The organism is Croceimicrobium sp., from assembly GCF_965228705.1.
Taxonomy (GTDB): domain Bacteria; phylum Bacteroidota; class Bacteroidia; order Flavobacteriales; family Schleiferiaceae; genus Croceimicrobium.
In genome coordinates, this window is sequence record NZ_OZ245832.1 from 3,416,843 (window position 1) to 3,442,570 (window position 25,728).

Annotated in this window: 25 protein-coding genes; 16 read left to right on the forward strand and 9 right to left on the reverse strand. The window is 42.9% G+C overall.

The annotated features are described in order from the left end of the window. Positions 1-36: 36 nt before the first annotated feature. Both ACO05P_RS15270 and gldC read left to right on the forward strand, forming a co-directional pair. Positions 37-1,011 (forward strand): hypothetical protein, encoded by a 975-nt coding sequence (locus ACO05P_RS15270; protein WP_421752161.1) that lies wholly within the window; start codon positions 37-39, stop codon positions 1,009-1,011. Between the two features lie 63 nt (positions 1,012-1,074). After that, positions 1,075-1,416 (forward strand): gliding motility protein GldC, encoded by a 342-nt coding sequence (gene gldC, locus ACO05P_RS15275; protein ID WP_421752163.1) that lies wholly within the window; start codon positions 1,075-1,077, stop codon positions 1,414-1,416. Here gldC and yihA read toward each other — a convergent pair. After that, positions 1,413-2,018, reverse strand: coding sequence for a ribosome biogenesis GTP-binding protein YihA/YsxC (gene yihA, locus ACO05P_RS15280; RefSeq protein WP_421752165.1), 606 nt, complete (start codon positions 2,016-2,018; stop codon positions 1,413-1,415). The genes gldC and yihA overlap by 4 nt on opposite strands. Positions 2,019-2,506: 488 nt before the next feature. On the opposite strand from yihA, the gene ACO05P_RS15285 reads away from it, so the two are divergent. The 5 genes from ACO05P_RS15285 (at position 2,507) to ACO05P_RS15305 (ending at position 6,144) form a co-directional block, all read left to right on the forward strand. After that, a complete protein-coding gene (locus tag ACO05P_RS15285) occupies positions 2,507-3,160 on the forward strand; it encodes a hypothetical protein (RefSeq protein ID WP_421752167.1) in 654 nt (217 codons plus the stop codon). Between the two features lie 169 nt (positions 3,161-3,329). Continuing rightward, positions 3,330-4,019 (forward strand): SGNH/GDSL hydrolase family protein, encoded by a 690-nt coding sequence (locus ACO05P_RS15290; RefSeq protein ID WP_421752169.1) that lies wholly within the window; start codon positions 3,330-3,332, stop codon positions 4,017-4,019. After that, positions 4,000-5,103 carry an acyloxyacyl hydrolase gene (locus tag ACO05P_RS15295; protein WP_421752171.1) on the forward strand — a complete coding sequence of 368 codons (1,104 nt, stop codon included), beginning with the start codon at positions 4,000-4,002 and terminating at the stop codon, positions 5,101-5,103. Before ACO05P_RS15290 ends, ACO05P_RS15295 begins: the two co-directional genes overlap by 20 nt. Positions 5,104-5,141: 38 nt before the next feature. Next, the gene (locus ACO05P_RS15300; protein WP_421752173.1) at positions 5,142-5,744 is read left to right on the forward strand and encodes an OmpH family outer membrane protein; all 603 of its coding nucleotides are present in this window, start codon (positions 5,142-5,144) and stop codon (positions 5,742-5,744) included. Positions 5,745-5,763: 19 nt separating this feature from the next. Then, on the forward strand, positions 5,764-6,144 hold the full coding sequence (locus ACO05P_RS15305; protein WP_421752175.1) for a hypothetical protein: 381 nt from the start codon (positions 5,764-5,766) through the stop codon (positions 6,142-6,144). Here ACO05P_RS15305 and ACO05P_RS15310 read toward each other — a convergent pair. Beyond that, the gene (locus ACO05P_RS15310) at positions 6,141-6,884 is read right to left on the reverse strand and encodes a hypothetical protein (RefSeq protein WP_421752177.1); all 744 of its coding nucleotides are present in this window, start codon (positions 6,882-6,884) and stop codon (positions 6,141-6,143) included. The two genes, ACO05P_RS15305 and ACO05P_RS15310, sit on opposite strands and share 4 nt — an antisense overlap. Further along, entirely contained in the window at positions 6,877-9,510 is a 2,634-nt protein-coding gene (gene alaS, locus ACO05P_RS15315; protein ID WP_421752179.1) for an alanine--tRNA ligase, read from the reverse strand. Before alaS ends, ACO05P_RS15310 begins: the two co-directional genes overlap by 8 nt. Before the next feature lie 106 nt (positions 9,511-9,616). On the opposite strand from alaS, the gene ACO05P_RS15320 reads away from it, so the two are divergent. Both ACO05P_RS15320 and ACO05P_RS15325 read left to right on the forward strand, forming a co-directional pair. Further along, positions 9,617-10,588 (forward strand): peptidoglycan DD-metalloendopeptidase family protein, encoded by a 972-nt coding sequence (locus tag ACO05P_RS15320; protein WP_421752181.1) that lies wholly within the window; start codon positions 9,617-9,619, stop codon positions 10,586-10,588. After that, positions 10,588-10,938, forward strand: a complete 351-nt coding sequence (locus ACO05P_RS15325; protein ID WP_421752183.1) for a MerR family transcriptional regulator — start codon at positions 10,588-10,590, stop codon at positions 10,936-10,938. The genes ACO05P_RS15320 and ACO05P_RS15325 overlap by 1 nt, the downstream gene beginning before the upstream one ends. A gap of 4 nt (positions 10,939-10,942) precedes the next feature. On the opposite strand, the gene ACO05P_RS15330 is transcribed toward ACO05P_RS15325, so the two are convergent. Next, positions 10,943-12,898, reverse strand: coding sequence for a TonB-dependent receptor plug domain-containing protein (locus tag ACO05P_RS15330; RefSeq protein WP_421752185.1), 1,956 nt, complete (start codon positions 12,896-12,898; stop codon positions 10,943-10,945). Between the two features lie 271 nt (positions 12,899-13,169). Between ACO05P_RS15330 and ACO05P_RS15335 the strand changes: the two genes are divergently transcribed. Together ACO05P_RS15335 and ACO05P_RS15340 are read left to right on the forward strand one after the other, a co-directional pair. Then, positions 13,170-15,242, forward strand: coding sequence for a TonB-dependent receptor (locus tag ACO05P_RS15335; RefSeq protein ID WP_421752187.1), 2,073 nt, complete (start codon positions 13,170-13,172; stop codon positions 15,240-15,242). After that, complete coding sequence (locus tag ACO05P_RS15340) at positions 15,242-16,264, forward strand: ABC transporter substrate-binding protein (RefSeq protein ID WP_421752189.1); 1,023 nt, start codon at positions 15,242-15,244, stop codon at positions 16,262-16,264. Before ACO05P_RS15335 ends, ACO05P_RS15340 begins: the two co-directional genes overlap by 1 nt. A gap of 4 nt (positions 16,265-16,268) precedes the next feature. Here ACO05P_RS15340 and ACO05P_RS15345 read toward each other — a convergent pair whose 3' ends face one another. From ACO05P_RS15345 to ACO05P_RS15365, 5 genes are all read right to left on the reverse strand, one after another. Further along, a complete protein-coding gene (locus ACO05P_RS15345) occupies positions 16,269-16,787 on the reverse strand; it encodes an AAA family ATPase (protein WP_421752191.1) in 519 nt (172 codons plus the stop codon). Next, positions 16,766-17,320: a nicotinamide riboside transporter PnuC gene (gene pnuC, locus ACO05P_RS15350; protein ID WP_421752193.1), complete on the reverse strand. Its 555-nt coding sequence runs from the start codon at positions 17,318-17,320 to the stop codon at positions 16,766-16,768. Before pnuC ends, ACO05P_RS15345 begins: the two co-directional genes overlap by 22 nt. Next, positions 17,317-17,580: a hypothetical protein gene (locus tag ACO05P_RS15355; protein WP_421752195.1), complete on the reverse strand. Its 264-nt coding sequence runs from the start codon at positions 17,578-17,580 to the stop codon at positions 17,317-17,319. Before ACO05P_RS15355 ends, pnuC begins: the two co-directional genes overlap by 4 nt. A gap of 1 nt (position 17,581) precedes the next feature. Next, the gene (locus ACO05P_RS15360) at positions 17,582-18,328 is read right to left on the reverse strand and encodes a geranylgeranylglyceryl/heptaprenylglyceryl phosphate synthase (RefSeq protein WP_421752197.1); all 747 of its coding nucleotides are present in this window, start codon (positions 18,326-18,328) and stop codon (positions 17,582-17,584) included. Between the two features lie 67 nt (positions 18,329-18,395). Next, on the reverse strand, positions 18,396-19,022 hold the full coding sequence (locus tag ACO05P_RS15365; protein WP_421752199.1) for a 4'-phosphopantetheinyl transferase superfamily protein: 627 nt from the start codon (positions 19,020-19,022) through the stop codon (positions 18,396-18,398). 79 nt (positions 19,023-19,101) lie between these two features. On the opposite strand from ACO05P_RS15365, the gene ahcY reads away from it, so the two are divergent. From ahcY to ACO05P_RS15390, 5 genes are all read left to right on the forward strand, one after another. Further along, positions 19,102-20,418 carry an adenosylhomocysteinase gene (gene ahcY, locus ACO05P_RS15370; protein ID WP_421752201.1) on the forward strand — a complete coding sequence of 439 codons (1,317 nt, stop codon included), beginning with the start codon at positions 19,102-19,104 and terminating at the stop codon, positions 20,416-20,418. A 147-nt stretch (positions 20,419-20,565) separates the two neighbouring features. After that, positions 20,566-21,633: an ATP-binding protein gene (locus ACO05P_RS15375; RefSeq protein WP_421752203.1), complete on the forward strand. Its 1,068-nt coding sequence runs from the start codon at positions 20,566-20,568 to the stop codon at positions 21,631-21,633. 5 nt (positions 21,634-21,638) lie between these two features. Next, positions 21,639-22,379 (forward strand): response regulator transcription factor, encoded by a 741-nt coding sequence (locus ACO05P_RS15380; RefSeq protein ID WP_421752206.1) that lies wholly within the window; start codon positions 21,639-21,641, stop codon positions 22,377-22,379. Beyond that, complete coding sequence (locus ACO05P_RS15385; RefSeq protein ID WP_421752207.1) at positions 22,376-22,789, forward strand: response regulator; 414 nt, start codon at positions 22,376-22,378, stop codon at positions 22,787-22,789. The genes ACO05P_RS15380 and ACO05P_RS15385 overlap by 4 nt, the downstream gene beginning before the upstream one ends. Positions 22,790-23,209: 420 nt before the next feature. Then, a complete protein-coding gene (locus ACO05P_RS15390) occupies positions 23,210-25,684 on the forward strand; it encodes a zinc-dependent metalloprotease (protein ID WP_421752209.1) in 2,475 nt (824 codons plus the stop codon). Positions 25,685-25,728 lie beyond the last annotated feature (44 nt).

The window sequence follows — 25,728 nt, forward strand, 5'->3', positions numbered from 1 at the left end:
TGCTTAGTTTTGAACAAAATTAAGACCCTTCCCATAATGAAGCGCCTTTTGTTATTTGTTTTCTGCACAATCCTGTTCACGGTTTCATGTGATGAGGATCCACAGATTGACCTGGATCAGATTGCTATTAACACCGAATTACAACGTTTTGATCGCGCCTTTTATACTTTGGATACCAATCATTTTGAAGAAGGTCTGAATGCAATCACTGAAAAGTATGCCCCTTTCTTTAGTAATGAGGCTGAGATGATTTTCTGGCGTAATCAACGCAAGGATGAATTGCAGAATAAATTGTTTGCCCTTACGGAAAAGGAGTTTGGCGACCTGGCTCAATGGGAGCAGGAGCTAAATAAAATGATGAAACGCTACTATTATTATTTCGGAACTCAGGATACTCTTGAGGTGTTTAGCTATATCTCCAGGCTTGATTTTAATTATCCGATTGTAGTTTCGGCTCCTTATGTTTTTGTAGCGCTGGATTTGTATTTGGGTGAGCCTGCTAAGGAGTACTATGAGATATTACCACAGTATTTGCAATACCACAGACAATCGAAATTTATGTTGCGAGATGTGGCCTATGCCCTGGCAGAGAAGCGAGTACCCAAACCCGCTGAGCCCGTAAGTTTGTTGGATGCGATGCTCTATCAGGGAAAGCTATTGAAGCTTACCGAATTGTTGTTGGGAAAGGTAGATGAAGCGACCCTATTGGTGTATCCACCTGAGAAGCAGAAGTTTTGTGTAGAGCATGAAAAGGAGATGTGGGTTTATTTTATCGAGCAACAAATGCTTTTTAAAAGTCAGGAGGAATTAAAACGTCGTTTTATGTCGGTTGCTCCTTTCTCAAAGTTTCGAACCAATATAGATGCTGAGACACCCGGCCGCGTAGGTTGGTGGTTTGGTTATCGGGTTTTAAACAGCTATTTGGATGAATACCCAGAGCAAGATATAAGCAGCTGGCTTAAGGAGATGGATAGTCGAAAGCTTCTTAAGCTCTCCTCCTATAAGCCTTAGGAAAGGACTTGAAAATTGCCCTGCAATTAAATTGGGGCTTTTACCTTTGCCAAAAATTTGAATATGGCAGTAGCGCATCGCTCCGATATAAACTTGAACATTGGTCTGGATGAAAATCGGGTTCCCGAAGAAATGACCTGGTCTGCCGCTGACAGTGGCGTGGAAAATTCTAAAACCAAGGCGGCGATGATCTCGATCTGGGATGAGAAAGCGCAGGAGACTTTACGCATTGATTTGTGGACCAAGGATATGCCCCTGGATCAAATGAAGAAATACATTCATCAGAATATTATGGCTTTGGCCGATACCTTAGAGCGCGCGGGAGGCGAGGCTGATTACGCCAAAGACCTACGCGAGTATGCGATGGACTTGGGGGAAAAAATGAATGTCCTGAAGCGCGGTTAGTTTAAGTCTAGCTTTCGATTAATCTCAGCAATGTAGCTGAGGATTTCCGTTTTTCCCGCTCCTGTTTCAGCGGATGTGGCAAAGTATACCGGTATTTCGGCCCAGCTTTCAAGCATCTTTTTATGGTAAGCCTGCAGGTTCTTATTGAGCTGATTCGCCTTGAGTTTATCAATCTTGGTGTAAACCATAGAAAAGGGTACCTGATTTTCACCTAGCCACTCCATAAACTCCAGGTCAATTTGTTGTGGGGGAATGCGGGAGTCTATTAATACAAAGAGGTTTATCAGATTGGGGCGTTCCAGAATATAGTCCTCAATCATTTTCTGGAATTTTTGGCGAGAGTTCTTGCTCACCTTAGCATATCCGTAACCTGGGAGGTCTACCAGGTACCAGGTGTCATCTACAATAAAGTGATTGATTAATTGCGTCTTCCCGGGTTTGGAGGAGGTGTGAGCTAACTTTTTGTTATTCGCAAGGCAATTGATCAAACTGCTTTTACCCACATTGGAACGGCCAATAAAGGCATATTCGGGTTTCTTATCCTGGGGACACTTGGCAATATTAGTATTGCTGATTACGAATTCGACCTGCTTAATTTCCATAGCCGCAAAGGTAGCTATGTTAAAGGATCGAAGCCTCTAAAATCCATATTCTCTAAAAATGCCCTAAAGATTAAAGGCTCTAGGCTAGAATCAGACTTGGAGATGGGTGTAAGCGTTAGCTTTATTTTCGGTTAAATTGATGGCTAAATAATTCGTTTTAGGAAGAAAAAAGCGAATTCGAAAATCACATAAAATTCGAAGATAGAATTTTCAATAGTGTTGAATTTTGGTGCTTTTAAGCTTTTTGATGGTGAAAATTTGTCAATTTATAAGGAGTTGCCGTTTCCCTTTTTGGGGATGGGTGTTAGGGAGAAGTATAATAGTTCTTAATTCTGTCTTATGGCTGATTTTTTATGTAAAAATTTATAGTATATTTTATTGACATTTAAATGAATATTTAGAGAACTAATAGTTCAAAGTTGTTGTAAAATAAATATTGTCATAAAATATATTTTTAACTAGGTTTACCTGAATCAAAAATTATAACAATGCAAAGGAACGTGTACTTAGTGGCCGTGTTGATGCTTAGTCTTCTATTAACGCAATGCGGTAAAAATGAAACTTGGCAGGGGAAATCAAACCGAGGAATTGAAATCAAACAGAGTGACTTTTTCAATTCCATGAAAAATGGAGCATTTAAGGAATACCTGGTAATTACCGATGGAAGTTGTGGATTAGAGACGGGGATTGGTGCCAATCCTGATTATTTTTTCAGTGCTTGTGAATCCGGTGAATTGCGGATGTTCGTTTTGGGTGATCAAGAACAGGAAATTGCCAATGCCACCCAGGTATTAAATTGGTTGACGGAGGAGTATGGTACCTATGCGAAAGAACTCGCTTACTATTTAGAAGCAGAGTATGCGATAACGGAATTCAAATTGGTTCAAATGAATATAGCCACCAGTGCAGGTTTTTTTGGAGTGATATTCAATGTTGAGTCTGCGGATGGAGCTTCCATTTCGGCACTTATTTCCAATGGAGAAGAGGGGATTCGCAGCGTTGTGGATTGCTTTGGTGCTTGCAGTGATGAAACTAAAGATTGTAAAGAACGCTGGGTACTGGCAACGCCCCCGTATGCTGAATGTAGCTGCCAAGGCGATGATTGCCGTATGAGCGTTTGGCCAATGATAGGCGAAGAATAGAGCCTTTGCTCTGGAGAATAAATAAGAGGGAAGGGTAGCATGAGCCCTTTTTATAGCCGTCGGATAAAAGTGTACAGCAACTATACTTTATTCGACGGCTTATTTGTTTTAAGATGCGCGATTATTTTTCATTACTCTGCTTCTTACCTTAGCGGAAACGACCATTAGTATGCGAAGTATTTACTTACTGGGCTTGGTATTGTGGGCCTGTGCGAATGGCAGTGCGCCGGATGCTTCTCAACCCGAACCCAGGCCATCTTATTCCTATTTGGCATTAGGCGACTCCTATACTATTGGCACGGCTATAGGCAAGGATAGCTCTTATGCCGCTTTATTGGTTGACTCTTTGGAGGAGTCAAATTCCAATACCAGACTAAACTATCAGGTAGTGGCTAAAAATGGTTGGACCAGTCAGGATCTTTTACAAGCTATGGCTAAGGCCGATTTTGATCCGAGCTACGATCTGGTAAGTGTGTTGATTGGTGTTAATAATCAGTATCAGGGTAGAAGTGTGGAGGAGTATAAATCGGAGTTTCTACTCATCATTGATCAAGCAAAAGAATTAGCTAAAAACGGGTATGCTTCCATATTGGTGATTAGCATTCCGGATTGGGGGCAAAGTCCCGCTGGAAGTGGTAATCGCTCTCAAATATCGACTGAAATTGATGCTTTTAATCAGTTGCAAAAGAACCTTTGCGATAGTCTTGCAATTCGCTTTATTGATATAACCGAACTAAGTCGAAAGGATCCAAATACAGGACCCTGGATAGCTAATGACGGTTTGCATTTTTCCAAGGCCATGCATCAATTATGGATGCGCAAAATATATCCGGATTGGTATGCCATTTTACAGGATTAGCATTTTACTTATAGGCCTTGGTTTTTCATTCTCGCAAACTTTAAAGGCGCAAAGTCCTATTTCTTATCAGGCTGAAGCCGAGTATGGTTTTTTGTTTTTGCATAGTCAGGATGTGGCTCCCATTGGCCAATCGTATCCATCCGCATTTGGTTTAAGTGTTCAGCGTTGGCTCTTATCTGAAAAGCATTGGGAAAATTGTTTTTGTTATCCAAGGCTGGGTTTAAGTGCTGCTATTCATAATTATGATAATCCAGAAGTTTTGGGTTTTGGCGTACCGGTGTATGGCTTTTTGGAGCCATGGTATAAGATTGGTGGATCCTGGTATTTTAATCTCAGAGCTTCGGTGGGATTGATTTACCTGAGTCGACCTTATGATGTGCTAGAGAATCCCCTAAATTACAGTTACTCTCTGCCCTTAAGTGCTTATTTGGTATTGGGCTTGGGAACGGCCTATCAGTTTAATGATCATTGGCGAATGTCACTTCAAGCACGTTACAATCATTCCAGTAATGGGGGCGTAAAGGAGCCTAATAAGGGCTTAAATTACCCTAGCCTGGCTTTGGGTCTTGACTATAGTTTGGAGGCGATACATCTTCAGGCGAAAGCCAAGCAAGCCTTTGAGCCTGAAAAGCGTAAAAAGCTGTTGAGCTTACATGGGATTTTAGCCGCCAAGGCAGGTGGTATGGTAGGTGAAGGCGTGGATGAGCGAGAGGTGACTTATTTGGTTTCGGGAGCAGCCTTGCGGTATTCCCATCAATTTGCCAGAACCTCCGCCTTTATTTTAGAAACCGAATGGATCAGCAATCTGGCTTATCGAAGGCAAATAGAGCGACAGGGTGGTGAGCAAAGTCATCAGCAATGGGGAATAGAGTTGGGCCATGAATTCATACTGGGGAAATTCACCTTTAGTCAGGCTGCCGGCTTTTACTTGTTTAAGGAATACGGTGCTTCTGCGCCCTGGTATCAGCGTTATACCTTGCTCTATCGCCCATTACCAGGCTTGGCCCTGGGGCCAGGTTTGAAAGCGCATGCGAATGTGGCGGAATTTCTGGATTTCAGAATTGTTTATGAGCTAAGGCTGTGAGCGTTTCATTCCGTAATTTTGCGGAAAATTATTTATCCATGAAGAATCGGGCTTTTCGTTTAAGTCTTTTGGCCATTGCCAGTGCAAGTATCATTAGTGTAAGTTGTAACCAGGCGCAATCTGCCTCTACACCTGCTAGTCAGCCTAAAGCGGATGGCTCTGGTTTATCCATGGCTTATGTGCACAGTGATTCTCTATTAGCGAAGTACGAATTACATCAGATGTACAAAGGTCAGTTAGAAGAGAAGGCCAAAGAGATTGAAAGCGAATTGCAGCGTCGCAGCGCCCTATTTCAGGAGAATGTGGCCAACTTTGAGAAGAGTGCCGGATCTATGTCTCAAGCTCAAATTCAACAAGAGCAAATGGAATTGCAGCAATTGCAGCAAAATTTGATGCGTTACCGTGATGAACGTACTCAGGAATTAGCCGATGAGGAGCAAGAGCTTAATGAGCTTATCATGGCAGATATGGATAGCATCCTGAAGATTATCCAGGAGCGCGAAGGTTATGACTTTATTTTCAGTTATGGACCTGCTTCTGAGCTATTGCTAGCCAACCCTGCCTACGATATTACCGATATAGTAGTAAAGGATCTTAATGAAGCTTATCAAAAAAATAAAGCCACTAAGAAGGAGGACTAATTCTCTTCTTAGTTGGGCTTTGGCCCTGCTAGTTTTGAGCTTGGTTGCCTGTGAATCAGACGACCCAAGTGAAAATCCTGTGGCTATTCGTGATAAGTACCTGGGGCAGTGGAATGTTACCGAAAACACCGGTATCAACCACCCCCAATTTTACCAGGTAAATATTGTGGCCGGTGATGCCGATGATGAGATTGTGATCGAAGGACTTTACAATGAGGTGAACTCCAAGGTGGCAGCCTTAGTTTCGGGCACCCAGCTAAGTATTCCTAATCAAAACTCAGCGGGAATAAGCTATGTGGGCAGCGGAACAGCGAATGCTGATTATTCCCAAATAGCCTTAAGCTTCACGGCCAATGATGGCAGTGGTCCCGATCAGATTGAGGCGGTTTTGGTGCCCTAGAAACGGATGCGAACTCCGGTGTTTAATCCGAAGTTGAGCAAGGTCTCGCGAGGCCAGCTATAACCATCAGGATCTACAATATCATTTAAAAGATAGCGCACAGAACCACGGGCAAAAATTCCGAATTCACTGCTTACCCAATAGGTACCTCCTAAGGCAATACCCACCGACCAATTCAATTTGCTAAGGTCATTATTCAAATTGAAGGTTGAATCTGCCGGTGCATCCGGATTGCCATTATAGCTGATTCTGCCATTGTATTGATCCAGGAAATTCATCTCCACCATCGGTACTACCTCCAGGCTGAAAACATCCGAAATACGAGTAGTGAAATTCACTTTGATAGGAATGGAAAACATCGTGATATCCACTTCATTATCGGCCAGGAAACTGGGGTTTAAAGTGTCGAGCACTACATCTTGCCAGGTGTAACCACCATGAGCTCTCACGATACCAATTCCCAAATGAAAGGACGGACCAATCTCATAAAAGAGGTCCAGGCCATAATCCAGTTTAAAGGATCCCGTGGCTTTAAACTCTTCAGAATAGGTGTTGAACAAACTGTTAGAGGCATCACTATTAATGAGCCGCATATCGGTATAATAGGGATTGAGGTTCAAAGCCAGGTTGAAGCGCGATTTATTTACATCCGAATCGGTGTAATAGTGAATGTCATCATCTACTTGTCCCATCAGGCTTAAGCCGATGAATACGAATCCCAGAGTGAAGAGTTTACGCATCTTTTTGTAATAAGGTTTTAGCCTTTAACAAGGCTTGTTCTATTCCTTCCGGTTTGCTGCCGCCAGCCATGGCAAATCCAGCCTGGCCACCGCCACCGCCACCGATTTCAGCGGCCAATTCTTTAACGAGATTTCCTGCTTTCCAGTCTTTGGAAGCTAAAATCGCATCTCCCAAAGCTACAGCAATATTCGCTTTACCCTCGTTTTTGGATGCGATTACCGCGGCCAATTGAGGTTTGTCGGCCTTTAATTGGAAGAGGGCATCCTTAATACTTTTGGCATCAAGGCTGGTTTCCAGGATCAGGCGATCCACGCCATTGATACTTTCAATCGCTTGAGCCCAGGCTTTGCGTTCCTGTGCTGCTTGCGCTTGTTGGAAGGCTTCCACTTGCTTTTTAAGTTGAGCGTTTTCTTCCTTCAATTTTAGCAATCCGGCTAAAGGATCTTTAGGATTTTTAAGCTCCTGCTGAAGGCTGTTTAATAAGGCTGCCTTGTCATTTAAATATTGGCGTGCCGCATCTCCGGTGCAAGCTTCGATTCGGCGAATGCCAGCTGCCACGGCACCTTCGGAAGTGATGGTAAACAATCCAATTTCGCCACTGGCTTGGACGTGGATACCACCACAAAGTTCAACGCTCTCGCCAAATTTAATGGCACGAACGAGATCTCCGTATTTTTCACCGAAGAGGGCCATGGCACCCATTTCTTTTGCTTCGTCCATGGGGATGCTGCGGTACTCCTCCAAGGGGAAGTTGGCCCGAATTCTTTGATTTACCAATCTTTCAATCTCGGCCAATTGCTCATCTTCTACTTTGCTGAAATGGCTAAAGTCGAAACGCAAGTAATCCGGATTTACCAGTGAACCTTTTTGTTCTACATGCGTGCCCAAAACTTCGCGGAGTGCCTGATGAAGCAAGTGGGTTGCGGTATGATTAAGACTGGTGCTCTTTTGGCGTTTGCTATCGACCTGAGCTTTAAATTCGGACTGAGGATTTTCGGGCAACTTATCACAAAAGTGAATGATTAGCCCATGTTCTTTTTTAGTGTCGTAAATGCTGATTTCCTCATTATCAGAAATCAATTTTCCATGATCACCCACCTGACCACCACCTTCGGGATAGAAAGGAGTAAGGTTTAATACGATTTGGAAAGATTCTTTATTCTTGGCTTTTACCTTACGGTAGCGGGTAATGCGCACTTTGGCTTCTAAATGGTCGTAGCCAATAAATTCCTCGCGATCATCTTCTTCAATCACCACCCAATCGCCGGTATCGACTTTGGTGGCCGAACGTGCACGATCTTTTTGCTTTTGCATTTCCGATTCGTAAGAGGCAATGTCGAAACTCATGCCTTCTTCCTTCAAAATCAAAGCGGTAAGATCCGGTGGGAACCCAAAGGTGTCGTATAATTCAAATACCCGAGCGCCATCTACTGTTTTGCTCTGGCTTTCCTGACGGATTTGATCCAAGCGATTTAATCCCTGTTCCAAAGTGCGTAAGAAGCTTTGCTCTTCTTCCAGAATTACTTTTTCTACCAATTCCTTCTGATCGCGAATTTCAGGGAAGAACTCCGCCATTTGCTGCGAAAGGATGGAAATTAATTTATGGATAAAGGCTTCTTTCAAATTCAGATAGGAGAAGCCATAGCGTATAGCGCGACGTAAAATGCGTCGGATAACATAGCCGGCGCCATTGTTGGAAGGTAATTGCCCATCTGCAATAGCAAAGGCAACCGCCCGAACGTGGTCGGCAATTACACGCAGTGCGATATCACTTTTTTCGGCCTTACCATAGGCGATACCACTTAATTCACTTAAACGAGTAATTAAGGGTTGGAATACATCCGTATCGTAATTGGATTGCTTGCCTTGCAGGGCCATGCATAAACGCTCGAAGCCCATTCCGGTATCCACGTGTTTGGCGGGAAGCGCTTTTAAAGCCCCATCCGCCTGACGGTTGAATTCCATGAATACCAGGTTCCAGATTTCCACCACTTGGGGGTGATCTTGATTTACCAAACTGGCACCTTCCACTTTAGAACGCTCTTCATCTGAGCGTAAATCCATGTGAATTTCAGAGCAGGGACCACAAGGACCTGTAGCACCCATTTCCCAGAAATTATCTTTTTTATTGCCATTTAGAATGCGCTCCTCTGGAACGTAAGCTTTCCAGGCATTGGCAGCGTCATCATCGCGCTCCAAATTCTCGGAGGTATCGCCTTCAAAAACAGTAACGTATAAACGTTCTTGGTCGAGACCATATACTTCAGTGAGCAGTTCCCAGGCCCAGGCAATTGCTTCGGTTTTAAAATAATCACCAAAACTCCAGTTACCGAGCATTTCAAACATGGTATGGTGGTAGGTGTCATGACCTACTTCCTCCAAATCATTGTGCTTTCCGCTTACCCGCAAACATTTTTGGGTATCGGTAATACGTGAACTGCTGGGTTGACGGTTCCCTAAAAAGGCTTCTTTAAATTGATTCATCCCGGCATTGGTGAACATCAGGGTAGGATCCCCTTTAATTACCATTGGTGCCGAAGGAACGACTTCATGTCCCTTATTTTGGAAAAAGTCTAAAAATTGCTGGCGAATCTCCTTCGCTGTCCAGGACTTATCTTGAGCCATAGGAATTACACAAGATTGTGTTTATTATATTATTGCAACTTTGCATTGAGATAGAGCTTTGCAGTAACTTGCAATTCTTCTCAAATGATGGCCAAAATTAAGGAATATGGCGAAGGTCAAGTACTATTACGACCCTAAAACACTTTCGTACCGTAAAATTGAAAAGACGCCTGCTTATCGCTTGCGCCGCAGCCTCTTTTATCTTACCTCTATCCTTTTGACCAGTGTCCTGCTTTATATGGTCGCTGATAGTTTTATCGATTCTCCTAAAGAGAAGCGTTTACGTCGGGAATTGGATAATATGAAGATTCAGTATACCATACTCAACGAGCGCTTCGATCAGGTTTCAGACGTATTAGACGATCTGCAAGAACGTGACGACAATATTTACCGTACCATTTTTGAAGCAGAGCCTATTCCTAATTCCGTTCGACAAGCGGGATTCGGCGGTGCCAATCGCTATAGGAAACTGGAAGGCTTTGAGAACTCGGAATTAATAAAATCTACAGCCAGTCGTTTGGATCGCATCACCAAACAGGTTTATGTGCAAAGCAAATCTTTCGATGAGATTGTAGAGTTGGCCAAGGATAAATCTGAATTTTTAGCCAGTATTCCGGCCATTCAACCGGTGGCCAACGAAGATTTAAAGCGGATGGCCTCAGGATATGGATGGCGTACCGACCCCTTCACGAAAACCCGGAAATTTCACCATGGTATGGACTTCTCCGCCGAGACTGGCACTCCGGTTTATGCTACTGGCGATGGGGAAGTAATCCGTGCGGATAGCAAATCCAGTGGTTTTGGACGCCATATCCGTATTGATCATGGCTATGGTTACATTACTATTTATGCCCACTTAAATGATTACAATATTCGCGTAGGGCAAAAAGTGAAACGTGGCGATTTAATTGGTTTTGTTGGGAATACCGGACGTTCACGCGGACCACACTTGCATTATGAAGTGCATTTAAATGGTGAGCGTTTAAATCCGGTGAACTTCTACTATGGCGAATTAACGGCCGAAGAATTCAGTCGCTTGATTGAAATGGCCAGTCAAACTAACCAATCCTTTGACTAATGGACGAGGGTTTCGACGAAGAAAAGCGCTATTACAGCATTGGCGAAGTAGCCGCCTTATTTGAGGTGAATACTTCCTTGATCCGCTTTTGGGAAAAGGAATTTGATATTCTTAAGCCTAAGAAAAATAAGAAGGGAAACCGCTTATTTACACCTCGGGATTTGCAAAACCTCAAGGTAATTCATCATTTGGTGAAGGAGCGGGGTTTTACCCTGAAAGGCGCTAAAGCTAAGCTCAAGGAAAACCGAGAAGATACAGCCCGTATAGCGGAGGCGGTAGAAAAGCTGAAGATGATTAAACAGGCCTTAGGTGAAATCCGCCGGGACCTGGATACCGGTCCCGACGAATAATCATCTAATAGGACCAACGATAACGCAATCCTGCCTGCAGCCATAAGCCAGGCATTTCTACATTACCACGATCAAAGTATTTCTTGTTCAAGAGATTTTGCCCCTTCAAGGAAAGGGTGAAATCCTTGATCTGATAATCCAAACTGGCGTTCACTAAGAAAACATCTGCATAATCGGTCAAGTCGCCAGAACTGGCATCGCGATATTGCCCTTGACGATCTTGATAACTTAGGAAATAATGCAAGCTTAGTTTTTCAGTTAAGCGATGACCTACTCGCAAGGTGATTTTGTTACGGAGGTGGTCAAATACATAAAGGGAGCGATAAACGGTGTCTTTGCTGGGGCTGCTGCTTTGTAAGTAGGTGTAGCTTAACTCGGCAAAACTTAAAGCCAGGAAGTTGTTCTCCGGGTTTAAGTTCTTGCGCAGGCTGAACTCGCCACCCATAAAATTCACTTCCGAGGTATTACCAGCAATTAAATCGCAGGTATCACAGGCTTGGGTCCAGTCGATGATATTTTGCCCATTACGATAGAAAACACTCACATTGCCATACCAATCTTTACCAAAGAAGCGGTAGCCTGCCTCGTAATTGTAGGACTCTTCTTCTTGTAAATCTGAGCTTCCACGGGCTCCTCCCAAACGATAGTAAAGGTCTGTGTAGGATGGAAAGCGGAAGGAACGATTAAAGCTGCTATACACTTTATGTGATTTACCTAAGCGCAAACCGGCATTTAAGGCTGGGTATAAGCCAAAGCCAAAATCGGTATTGTAATTGGCCTGTAAAGCAGCGCTAATTTGCCATTGCTTAATTCGGAATAAGTGCTGGCCAGACAATGAAAGGTTTTGGCGTTCAGCCCCCAAATAGTAAGCACCACGACTGTTGTTGATGGGGATAAAATCGCTGAGGCTGTCTCCTAAATTATTACTGCGAACCTGTTCATGCCTAAGGTCCAGGTTTAGGGCAGTGCTTCCCAGTTTTGAGTCGAAACTCATCTGACTTTTAGCGCCTAGCACATCACTGCGGTGGTAATTATGACCAGCATACCAGGTGGGTGCGGTGTCGTTGCCTGCGATAAAAAGTCCATTGCGGTACTGGTAAAAATCTTCACCTTCTTCACGGAAAAGTTGAAATTCATCCCAATTACGGCGCCAGTATAGATTGTGATTCCAGCGGATTTTTTCTCCACTGCTTAAATCTACGCTACCAAATAGGGTGCGGGTTTTTTCGTATTGATCAGGATAGGCATCGGAATAGAAGTTCTGGGCTCCAAATCCTTGATCGGTATAACCACCCTGCACTTTGATGTTTTGATTTCCTAATTTGAAATCACTTTGCAAGGAAACATTGCTGTTTACAAAGTCGGTGTTTTCCTTAAAACCATCACTGCGATTATGAGAAAGCGAGATGCGACTTTGATGCTTTTCACCTTTGATTTCTTGTTGCAATCCAGTTTGTAGGCTGTTAAACATACCATAGTCTAGATTAAGACTGGTGGCATTGCCCTTCGCTTCTTTGGTGATGATATTAATGGCACCGGAAAAAGCATTGGCGCCAAAGATGTAGGAGCCGCCGCCTAAGAGGATTTCAATTCGTTCGATGTCGTTTTTTGCCACCGGTAAATTCATAAGGTGGTGGCCGGTTTGCGGATCACCCAGTCGCACTCCGTTTACCAATACTAATACCTGTTCGAAACTACCGCCTCGGATGCTTAGGTCCGTTTGAGTTCCGTAAATCCCGCGCTGGCGGGCATCAATTCCGGTAGCAAAATCCAATAGTTCTGCTACACTGTTAACCGGTGCCTTTTCCAACTCTTCCCCGGAAAGGATCTGGACATTGCGGTTACTGTTCATCAAGCTTTGCTCGAAAAGGGCAGCGGAGACAGTAACTGTATCCAGCTGTATCTGTGCGCTCAGACTTCCCCCAATGAGCAGGCTAAGAAAAAGATTTCGAGTTTTCATTTGTGCTTTTTTGTTAGAGGCGGCAAAGCTACTTGCAATGTTCAATTTCGCTCTATTGGATTCCAAGAAGTCTTGTTATAGCTTTGCAACTTCTCACGGGGTGCTTCTCAAATTAAAGAGAGGCTGAGATTATACCCAGGGTGGTTCTGCCATCCATACCTGATCCGGGTAATGCCGGCGTAGGGAAAAGGAGCGTAAAGCACGCTTCAATCATTGTTTATTAAATCGCAAAAGGAGCATACCCCGGTTTCTTTTCATAACATTTTGTTTTATGAAAAGGCAACTACTTGTTCTTGCTTTAATGGGATTGAGCCCATCCCTTATTCGGGCTCAGGAAACGGACAGCACTAAGGTCCATCAATTAGAAGAAGTAACCATTTCTACGGTTCGGGCTTCGGCCGATGCGCCGGTAGCTCAGGTTACCCTCAACAAAAAACAAATTGAGAAAGTATTCCAAGGGCAAGATGGAGCCTTTATTCTGGAGAGATTAAGTCCTTCCTTGGTGGCCTATTCAGAGTCTGGGACCAACTTCAGTAATTATGGTCAAATGCGTTTGCGTGGTATCGATCAAAGTCGGATAAACATTACCCTGAACGGGGTGCCTTTAAACGACATGATGGACCAAGGGGTATTCTTCTCCAATTTTACTGATTTTGGGAATAGCGTAGAATCCGTGCAAATTCAGCGTGGGGTGGGAACTTCTAGTAATGGAGTGGCTTCTTATGCCGGATCGGTAAATTTCGAATCTATTTCCCTGACTCGCCAAAAGCCCAGTACGGAAGTTCAATTGACGGGCGGTTCTTTTAATACGCTTCGAGCCAGTGCTGAGGTACATACCGGCTTAATGGAAAACCGCACGGCCTTTTATGCACGCATGAGTCGTTTGCAGAGCGATGGCTACCGTCGCCATTCGGGTACGGAGTCGAATTCCCTATTTTTCTCTGGGGGCTATTTTGGGGATGAGCATGCCATTAAATTCACCGCTTTTGCCGGCAACACCCAAAATGATTTGGCCTATTCACCAGTTCCTCTAGCTCAAATTCAGCGCGATCCTCGCACGAATATTTTGAACGAAACCGACATTGATGATTTTTCACAGTGGTTGTTTCAATTGCAACATACCTGGCGAATCGGGCTTAACAATTCTTGGGTAAACACCATTTACTATGGCGGTGCCGGAGGCGACTTCCCGTATTCCTATCCAGATAGCAGCAGTCCATCGGGTTTAACCGCTATCAATTATCCGCTCTATAATGACCATTACGGTTGGCTTTCGAATTTTAATTGGAATTCTAATTTGGGCTCCTTTAATTTCGGAACTCATCTTTACACTTTCTTACGCGAAAATGCAGAGTACATTGTACCTAACCGCTTGAATCCCTATTATCAGGATAAGAGCAGTAAAGACGAATTTTCAGTATTTGCAAAATGGGAAAAGGCCTGGGGACCCCTGAAATTGTATGCAGATGTTCAAGCCCGCCAGGTCTACTTAAGTCTGGGTGGCGATGCCTCCTATCTAGGTGAAGATCCTGCCATTCCAACGCGCGATTACTTCTTCATAAACCCTAAAGCAGGGCTAACTTATGACCTGAAACCGAATTGGCAACTTTATTTGTCCTTTGGTCGCAGTGGCCGCGAACCTACGCGTTCCGACATATTAGGGGGCTTGCAGGTTACAAGCTACAATATAGCCGATGTTCGCAGCGGTGCCAATGTGAGTCCTGAATATGTGAATGACCTTGAATTGGGAACTCGCTTTGAGTACCAAAAATTAAAGGTAGATGTGAATGCCTATTACATGTCTTTCGAGAATGAAATCGCTCCCATCGGGGCTTATATCAGCGAAGGTTTCTATCAAGTTTATCTTAATCAGGAGGCCAGTTTCCGCCGTGGAGTGGAGTTGATGGCCGATTACAGCTTCTTGAAGCGTTTTAATGTGCGTGCACAAATGGCTTATTTGGATGCTCGAATCAGCACTTATGCACCGGCAGATGCCAATGTAGTATATGAAAACATACGTCCAATTTTAAGTCCGGAATGGAATGGATCGATCTTCTTGAACTATGCAATAAACCCCAGATTGAATGCTGGAATTCGCGCGCGTTTCCTCAGTGAACAGTTTATGGAATTGACTAATGATCCTAGTTTGGTGGTACCCGCTTCCACCGTATTGGACTTTGTTGCCGACTGGCGTTTTTATAAGGAACATCAAATTAGCCTCCAGGTAAATAACATTACAGATGCTCTTTATTATACCTATGGTGCGCCAGCTTTTGATGGTACTCCGGCCTATTTAGTGCAAGCGCCACTTAATGTTTATGCAACGCTAAGACTGGTATTCTAATGCGGAAATTAGTAATGTTTGCAGGACTCCTATTAGGACTGCAGTCTTGTAATAATCCGGTTAAACAGGAAGCGAATGCCAGGCCAGAAGAGGCTTTGCAATTGGATACTTTACGTTTGGCCTTGGATTGGACGCCTAATGTTTTGCATAGCGGTATTTTCTATGCCGAATCTCAAAACTGGTTTCGGGAAGCCGGAATTCACTTGATATGGGATACTCCGGAAAGAGATAATTATACCAAGAAACCCATCTTTCGACTGTTGGAAGGGGAAGTGGATTTGGCAGTGGGACCCTCGGAGCATTTATTTGCTTTCGCAGCGGATAGCGCCCAGGTGCATGCTCAGGCGGTAGCGAGCATATTGCAGAGTGATCGCAGTGCTTTTGTGGCAAAGAAGTCCTCAGGCATAAATCGTCCTGCAGATATCAGTAATGCCACCTATTTAGGTTACCACACTCCTTTGGAAGAGCATATCCTAAAAGCCATGATTGAATATGACGGTGCTGAGGCAAAATTCGGCACAGAGACTCCGGATCGACTTCAGGTTTGGGATGCTTTTCGTAAAGATTCTGGTGAAGTGGCTTGGGTGTTCTTACACTGGGAAGCCATGCAGTCGGAATTAGCCGAGGATAGTCTCAATGCTTTTATTCCTAATGAATATGGCGTGCCTTATGGCTATTCATCGGTAATCATGGCGCCCAAGAATTTGGATGCGAGTCAGACTAAATTAATTCGCCGCTTTTTAGACATTTGCCGGAAGGCCTATCGCGAAAGTCAGGATAAGCCGGACGTGGTTTTGGATGCAATATTGGATCATATTCAACATCCCAATTTTGTGGATCATGTTTTTATTCGGCAGGCTTTCGCCGATATCCGCCCTCATTTTGGTGCGAGTCGGTGGGGAGTGATGTCAGATCAAAAATGGTCGGACTATGCACAATGGCTAGAATCTCGCGGCCTAAATGATTTAAAGGGTCATGAGTCTACTGAATTCTACAGCAATGAATTTTTAGAGAGTAAATAGCTTTCTACAACAATTTTTGAAGAGCGTCCAGTGCATTGCTGAGGCGCTCTTTTTTTTGCCCTTTCACGATGGCATAGGGGCGATTGTAGGCTTGGATTAGCGCGAGGTTTTCGTGGAAAATGTCCAGGCGATCAATGGGGTTTTCCCGCAAGGGATCGGCTTCCCATTCTAAATCGGGATAGCAAAGCAAATAGCGATGCTCTTGCTCTTTTAAGATTTGTTGCATCAAGAGCGGCGGATCAAAATCAAAAACCCGTCGATTCCAAATCAAATAATTAAAGCTATCGGTATCTAAGAGGATATTGCCATTGGTTTGTTTTTGTAAGGCTTGCGCCTGATGAGCTAAATGGCTTTGGTAAATTTCCTGAAGGCTGTCTTTGCTGTATTCGGGGCCATTTTTCTCGAGGTACATGCGGGCATATTCTGCCACCCAGGGAATATTTAACTTTTCACTAAGCTCCCGGCATAATTGTGATTTACCCGAACTCTCGGGTCCGCTAACTACGATAATGCGCCGCTCCACAAGAGGTAACCGTTAATTGAGAGTAAGGTATAAATAAGAAAGAGGAGGGCGCTGAGCTTTAAACCTCTTTGGAAATAAAGCCAGATGCTTACCGTGTCAATTACAATCCAATATATCCAGTTTTCAGGGTAGAAGTTTACCATCAAAATAGTTGCAGCGATGCTTGATATAGTGGTGAAAGAATCCAGGTAGGGGAGCTTGGAGTCGGTGAAGTGACTTAAAGCATAGCCGCTAATCCCGATTAATAGTACACAGGCCGCCACTATATAAAGATGGTAATTGAGGTCTAAGGGGGGGAGGGTTTTAAATTCGGCTCCCCAGTTCAAATAGCCATAAACGGCAGTAGCCAGATAAAATGCCTGTAGAGCTAATTCTGCATAAATCTTTCGGCGAAAGCAAAGGATACTGAATAATATGGAGGCCAGAATAGCAAAGAGCCAGGACCAGATACTTTCGTAGCTCAGCAGAATGGTATACAATAAACTGCTGATTACGGCCGAAATCTCAAGGCTATTCAACCTTAATGCGCTCAATAGTCTTTAATTTCCATGGAAGATAAATCCCCTTTCAAAACCTTCAGTACGAATGGGCTTTGACCGCGTTCAAAAGAACGGGTGATCTCTTGCTCTAAAATGGGGAAAAGCTTATCTGCAGGGCCAAAGATTTGAGTACTGATGGAGTTTACTCGGATTTTAAGCTCAGGATGTTGATGCAATCTTTCTAAAAAATCATCTACTCCATCAAGGTATGCATCCCGCAAGGGATACTTCGAAATTTCGATACTAATGTCCATGCTAAAAACTGTGTATGGCCTTGGCGATATCGGCCATGGCTTCGGGATTTTTTTCGAAGAGATTTCCCACTACAATTACATCGGCTCCCGCTTCTACCAAAGAACGAGCGGTGGCGGCATCGCGAATTCCACCTCCCACAATTATGGGGCGATCAATGGATTTACGCACCGCTTTCATCATTTGAGGACTAACAGCTTTTTCAGCACCGCTTCCGCCATCTAAATAGAAATAGCGCAGACCAAGAAATTCACCGGCCATTGCCGTGCAAGCAGCAATATCGGGCTTCTCATACGGAAGGGCCTTACTGTTGCTCATGTAAATGGCAGTAGTGGTGGTTCCACAATCTACCAACATATAAGCGGTAGGCAGAACTTCCAATTTAGAACTTTTAAGGTAAGGGGCAGCGATAACATGATTGCCTATCAGCAAATCCGGATTGCGACCTGAGATCAGGCTCAGGAATAAAATTCCATCCGCTTGATCTGAAATCTGCAAAACGCTACCCGGAAAGAGTAAAACAGGGATGGAAATATGCGCTTTTACTGTACGTAAACATTCTTCAAGGCTGTCTCGACTCAGTAAACTGCCTCCCACAAAAATGAGGTCGGCACCGTTTTCACTCGCTTTAATACAGAGCTCAATAAGCTCTTTTTCAGAGGGTTTATCGGGGTCGATGAGTACGGCCAACATCTTTTTTCCTTGCTGTTGGGCGCCGTCAATGATATGCGAAACTTTGGGCATCTCCATGAGCCCACAAACCTACTAAATTATGCACTTCAAGCCTCTGAGGGCAGTGTGATGAAAATGAAAATATTTAATCGAGGGTAAAGCAGAGGCAGTAATTATTCTCCATTTTAAAGTATAAAGGATAGATTTCCTGATGCTTGCCTTTGCGTATTAAACCACGACTAACTGCGCTTCGACCTTTAGCAAAAGGAGCAATTCGAATTTCTTTTCGCAGGTCCAAGTCAGGCGCGTCTTTAACTTTTATCAGTGCTTCTTTCGCCGACCAATAGGCGGCAAGCATCTCCAAATCGGGTTCTGATCCCAAGGCACCCAATTCCTGTTTGCTCATATAACGGCTACAGAGCTGAAGCATTTGTGGTCGATAAGCTTCTAAATCTAAGCCTACTTTAAAATGCTTGCTTACTATAACGGCTGCATAATCTTTATTGTGACTGATGGAGAGTCCTTTCCATTGAGCAAGAGAAGGGGCACCCTTGGGGCTGTACTCAATTTGCGGTGTAGCTTCAAGAATATGTGCTAAAGCAGAACGTGCGGCTAAAAACTCGGCTTTGCGATTGGGGTTTTTCAATTCTTGCAGCCTTTTTTGGTCGCTACCGGATAGCTCCGCAAGCGGGAAGTCTGGGCTTTCCCCCGGCTCTATTGACCAGATTGCCAGATGGAAGTGTTCCCATCGATGCTCTTTATATAATGGCATATTGCTTTAAGATAGAATTTTGCAGCCGAAGCATTTGCGGTATCTTTGCCGAAATTCGCAAAAAATCAGAAGATAATTTATGAGTACAGCAGTTGGAAAATATATTCCTTATAAAGTAAAGGAAATTTCGTTAGCGGAATGGGGACGTAGAGAGATTGAGTTGGCCGAAGCTGAGATGCCCGGATTAATGGCCCTACGTGAAGAATATGGTAAAGAGAAGCCATTGAAAGGAGCACGTATTGCTGGTTGTTTGCACATGACCATTCAAACTGCTGTTCTTATCGAAACTTTAGTTGAATTAGGTGCTGATGTTACCTGGTCATCTTGTAATATTTATTCTACTCAGGATCATGCGGCTGCAGCCATCGCCAAAGCAGGTATTCCGGTTTATGCTTGGAAAGGAATGAATGAGGAGGAGTTTGATTGGTGTATCGAGCAAACTTTGTTCTTTGGAGAAGAGCGTCAGCCTTTAAATATGATTTTAGATGATGGAGGTGATCTTACCAATATGGTATTGGATCAGTATCCAGAATTGGCTGAGGGCGTAAAAGGTTTAAGTGAAGAAACTACTACCGGTGTTCACCGTTTGTACGAGCGTATGCGTAAGGGAACTTTGCCTATGCCTGCGATTAACGTGAATGACTCGGTAACCAAGTCTAAGTTTGACAATAAATACGGATGTCGCGAATCTGCAGTAGATGCTATTCGTCGTGCAACTGATATTATGATGGCAGGTAAAGTTGCCGTTGTTGCTGGTTATGGTGATGTAGGTAAAGGAACTGCGGCTTCCTTGCGTGGTGCCGGATGTCGTGTTATCGTTACCGAGATTGATCCAATTTGTGCTTTACAAGCGGCCATGGATGGTTTCGAAGTGAAGAAAATGATCAATGCGGTTGAAGAGGGAGACATCATCATTACTGCCACTGGAAATAAAGATATTGTAACTGGTGCGCATTTTGAAAAAATGAAGGACAAGGCCATCGTTTGTAATATCGGCCACTTCGATAATGAGATTGATGTAGCCTGGTTAAAATCCAATCACGGCAGTAGCCATGTTGAAATTAAGCCTCAGGTAGACAAGTATACTATCAATGGTAAGGATATTATTCTTTTGGCAGAAGGACGTTTGGTGAACTTAGGTTGTGCTACCGGTCACCCAAGTTTTGTGATGTCTAATTCCTTCACCAACCAAACTCTTGCTCAAATCGAACTGTGGAAGAACAGTGGCAATTACGAGAATGAAGTATACACCTTGCCTAAGCATTTGGATGAGAAAGTAGCGGAATTACACTTGGCTAAGATTGGGGTTGAACTCGATATATTATCGGATGAACAAGCCGAATATATCGGTGTAGAAAAAGCTGGACCCTTTAAGCCAGAATACTACAGATATTAGAATTTTATATTCTAGATTTTTTGACAAAGCCCGTGATTATGCGGGCTTTTTCAATTTATTACGCGTCGGAATCGCTTATTTATCTTAAGCTTAAGCGATTTTTGTTGTATTATTGTTATCGAAAGAGCGACTCTAATGTTTTCTACGATGAACGTTTTTCAGTTGATTGCAACGCATACAACCGATTTGGTTTGTTTGCATGATGCTGATAATACCATACGTTTTGCGACACCCAGTTCCATGCGGGTTTTGGGTTATAAAGCAGAAACCCTGGTGGGGAGAAAACTCACTGATTTTTTAAGTGAGGATTTCATCAATGAGATGGACTTTACCACATTGATGCGCTTTTTTGATCAGCCTGGAACTCGGATTCGATATCAGATCAATCATGGTGAAGGGCGATTGCGGTGGTTGGAAACTACATACACAGAGCTTGAGGGGATCGGCAATGTGCAATATCGCAGTTTAAGTACCACCCGAGATATAACCGAGAGTGTGCATTTAACAGAGGATCTGATGAATGCCCTTTCAAAAGAGCAGGAACTTTCTAAGTTTAAAACCAATCTGTATTCTGTAGCCAGTCATGAGTTCAAAACGCCCTTAGCGGTGATTCAGGCCAATATTGAAATGCTGAAAGTAAAGCATACTCCCAAGATGATTAATCTGGGTCTGACCACCATGGAGGAGGAGGTAGATCGCCTCAATACCATGATTATGGATATGTTGGAACTGAAGAAGCTTACGACAGGTAGGCGGAACTTTAATTTGAGCAAAGTTGATTTTGTGCAGATTCTTAAAGAACTGATCAATGAAAACCAGGAATCGGGTACCAATAGCTGTGTGTTAAAGCATGAGGTAATTGGTGAGCCGAGTGAATTCCAGGCAGACTATTCTTTAATTCGCTACATTTTCAGCAACTTACTGGGAAATGCCATCAAATTTTCAGATCCGGGTTCGGAGGTGAAAGTTGTATTGGATTTCGAAAAAGACGATTTGGAGGTATCTTTTATGGATAAAGGAATTGGAATTCCGGAAGAAGATCAATCCAAAGTCTTTCAATCTTTTTACCGCGGTTCGAACGTAAGTAATGTTCCCGTAACCGGAGTGGGATTGTCGATCGTTTCCGAGTTTGTAAAGCTCCACAAAGGAAAAATTAAATTGGTGAGTGAGGTTGGAAAGGGAAGTACCTTCACGCTGAGCTTGCCTAAACTCTGATTGTTATGCAAAAGAAACTGCTAATTGTTGAGGACAACGAGAAACTGTTGAACTCTATGACCGCTCTCTTTGAAGACTATTTTCAGGTTTTCGAAGCGCACAACGGAATGGAAGGCTTGGAGAAATGCCGCCTAAACATGCCCGACATCATCATCAGTGATATTATGATGCCGGAAATGAATGGCTACGAGCTCACGGAAAGCGTGAAATCGAACGAGCGTACTTCACACATTCCTATTATCTTATTAACGGCCTTAGGTGAGGACGAACGTCGAATCGAAGGATATAATTTCGGGGCCGATGATTACATCGTAAAACCTTTTAAATTCGACATCCTCTTAGCCAGGGTAAATAACCTGCTAAAGACTCGGGAGCAATTGCGAAGAATTTATGATACTTCTGCTCCGATTAACCATGAGTTTGGGATAAAGGATCCGGTATTGTCGCATATGGAAGCGCTTTTGGTGAATCATTTCCGATTCCGTAATTTCAGTATTCCCCAAATTGCTGAACTCATGAATATGACCACGCCCAAATTGGAGCGTGAGGTAAAGCGATTAACAGGGATGACGCCGATTCAGTACATCAATGATTTCCGACTGCATAAGGCGAAAAATATGCTGCAAACCGAGGATATGAGTATATTCGAAGTGTCTCACGCTTTGGGTTTCCGCAGCTTGAGTTATTTTGGGAAAGCCTACAAAGATAAATTTGGTATTTCCCCTTCAAAGACTAAACAACTATGAGTAATTCCGGGGTAAGCATCATGATCGTTGATAATGATCAGGTTAACAGCTTTGTACTCAAGAACATAATCATGCGTAATTATGCCGATGCCAAGGTAGAATTGTTGCCCGATGGTGCGGAGGCCCTGGAAGAACTTAAACGGATGGACCAGAGTTCGGAAGATTTTCCGGCAGTCATCCTACTCGATATTTATATGCCTGTAATGGATGGTTTTGAATTCCTCGATGCCTATGTCAAGGAATATGCACATAAGCAATCGATCATTTTTGCCATGAGTAACTCACTGATCAAAGAAGATCAACAAAGAGCCAATGAGTACGAGGTGGTCAAAGGATTTATTACCAAGCCATTGATTTATAATAACATCGAATTCATCATAGAAACCTACCTCCAGGAACGCGATAACTAAAGCCTTCCTAAGACCTCGCACAAGGTCATGAAACGAAACAACCATAACAATCCTGGCCGTCTTGCTAATCACAAGACGGCTTTTTTTTGAGTATGAGAAAGACCAGGGCTTCCTTTAGCTGGATTGATAGGATAGTTTAAAGTGTATCAGACAACCTGGGAATTTGTCATCTGACTGGAGGGCTTCCATCTTTATAGGCTCATCTGAGCTTTCCCCGTTATAATGTTTAAGTCTTTCTTTTACCAGTTGCATTCCCCTTGAGATATGCCGGTTCTATAATCTGTAATTAGGAAGTGAGCTAAATAATTCTAGTATTAAATGCTTGGAGTGAACTTAAAACATGATGCGATTTTAAGCATGTAATGACTGAAAATTTGAATCGGGAATTCGTAGATTGCTGGAAAATAACCTTGTAAATAAATGAGAAATCTTCTTTTTGTACTTTTTTTAGTGCTAATCACGCTGCCCGGGTTTTCACAGATTTGTTTAACTGATGAAACCATTATCGGAGATAATCAAGGACCTTATAATGTCCAGGAAGAGAGTGGGTATATTATTGATGTTTCATTTTGGGTGTTAAGAAAGTCGGATGGGACAAAGGGAAGGACTAATGAGGATGTAATGACCGCGTTTTGTGAGTTACAAAGTGATTATAATTCTATTGGTATTCACTTTAATTTGGTTGGTATTCAGTCAATTAATAGCACCTCGTTATATACTTTTGGTAATTCATGCGGTTCACCACCTACAATTGCTACTCTGAATAGTAAAATTAATCAAGTAGAGTTTCAGACCGGAAGGTATAATAATAGCGCCATAAATGTTTATGTTGCCGATATTGATCAAATGCATGCAGGTTATACGAAAGCCATTCCAGGTCAGGTGATTTTTCTAGGAGGTATAGAGCCAACATATTGCACAGGTGATCTTCTATTAGATGGGGTTTTGTCGCATGAAATCGGGCATGCTCTAGGTCTATATCATTTAGATAGAGGACTTTGTGGGCAGTTAATTCCAGGGCTGCCTAATGATTATGCGGATCCCAACCGACCTAATTCCAATTGTGCCTTGGCAGGAGATGAGGTTTGTGATACTTATCCAGATGTATTTGTCTATCAAAACTGTACCACGGCATACGATGATCCCGGGAGTACAATTATTACATGTAGTTCAACTTGGAATGGTCAAGGTACTGCCTCTGATCCTAGAGATGCCTTTAATGATCGATACTTAGCTATGCCGAATCAAAAAAACATAATGGATTTGAAATGGGCTACAAGTACTTGCGGTCAAGATCTAACTTCTGGTCAGGGAGATAAAATAAAAAGCATGTTTGTTAAATATCCAGATATGTTATCTGTTCTGAATAACGCGGCAACAGGTACTCCTATTTTGGGGAATGATTTATATATCCGTGATGATGTTGACGATATTGGTGTAGAACCGAACAATGTAGCCGGAATTACCACTTCTCCTGATATTTGGGTCAGAAATCAGGCTGATGGATATGTATATCAAACTCATGAAAATCCAGATTTCCTTAATGGAAATCCGCATGTTTATGTTAGAGTAACTAATAGGGGTTGCGAATCGTCGCTAATTCAGCCACTTAGGGTGTATTGGGCTAAGGCAGGTACCTCTTTAGCTTGGCCGGATAACTGGGATGGAAGTGTGAATTTTCCCGGGACGAACTTAAAGATGGGTGATCAACTGGGGGTCGTGCAAATTCCGATACTTAAACCTGGTGAAGAGTTTATTGCGGAGTTTCCTTGGACAATAGATCCAGATGATCTATCTGATTATGCGGAATTATTTAATGAATATTGGAACACCTGGCATTATTGCCTACTGGCCAGGATGAACGGTAGTTCTGGAGCCAACTTGATTACATACCCAGAATCAATAAATTCTGGTCAAAATGTAAAGAACAATAATAATATTGCGGCGCGAAATATCACGGTTGTTAATACTAATGGGTTTAAGTATAAAGATTTATATTATGCTGGGACAATATCCGTAAGCAACCTTAATGACTCTAATTTGAGTAATTCATATGTATTAGAGTTTAACCTAAAGGAAGGTGATGTTCAGGCATTTAATAGTGAGATGGTTATTAGGATTTTCCCAGATAGCTCTCTAATTGAGGATAGGATAATTCAAGACAATTTGTTTGCAAAACTCAAAAAAAGAGAAGAAGGGTATGACTTGCCATTTATTCCATATACTTTGAATTTGGAAATGGTAGATAGTGCCATTTTCCCAGGGATAATGGCTGTTGGGTTTTTGCCTATTTCCGGAAGTTATATGGGGGAAACTTATTCGTTTTTAAGTCGACAATACTATTCGGATCAATCAAATGGTCTTACTTTTATTGGAGAAGAAGAATTTGAGGTAACTCTGCCGGTAGAAGAGTTTAATTCTTTGGTTGAAATTGATAGTGTGGTCCCATACGGTCAGTCATTTTTTCATTCTACATCAAGTGATTCAATTGCAATAAATGATTGGCAAATCGGGGATACGTTAACCCTTCGTGGTGATGAGGTGGCATTTCAGATGAATAGTTTAAATGAAACCTTGGTACTTATTTCACTAAGCAAGAATTCAGGTTCTTTGGCTATTGATTCTCTTACGATTAATAGCTCTTTAGGCGAAATAACTTCGGTATCGCCAAACCCGGTTAGTGCGAATACAATTTTGACCTTTCAGTTGAACTCCACTAACTTAAACTATACTATTGACGTTATTAGATCAACAGATGGATTATTGATGCAGAGTAATCCTGTTAATGGAAGTTCTATGTCAATTAGTTTTTCAGGATATCAGGCAGGGTATTACTATGCCGTACTTAGGTGTAATTCTCAAATAATTGATCAACAAGTAATTCAAATGTATTAATGGCCATATTTCGAATTTTGTCTTTAGGCATATTTGTACTACTA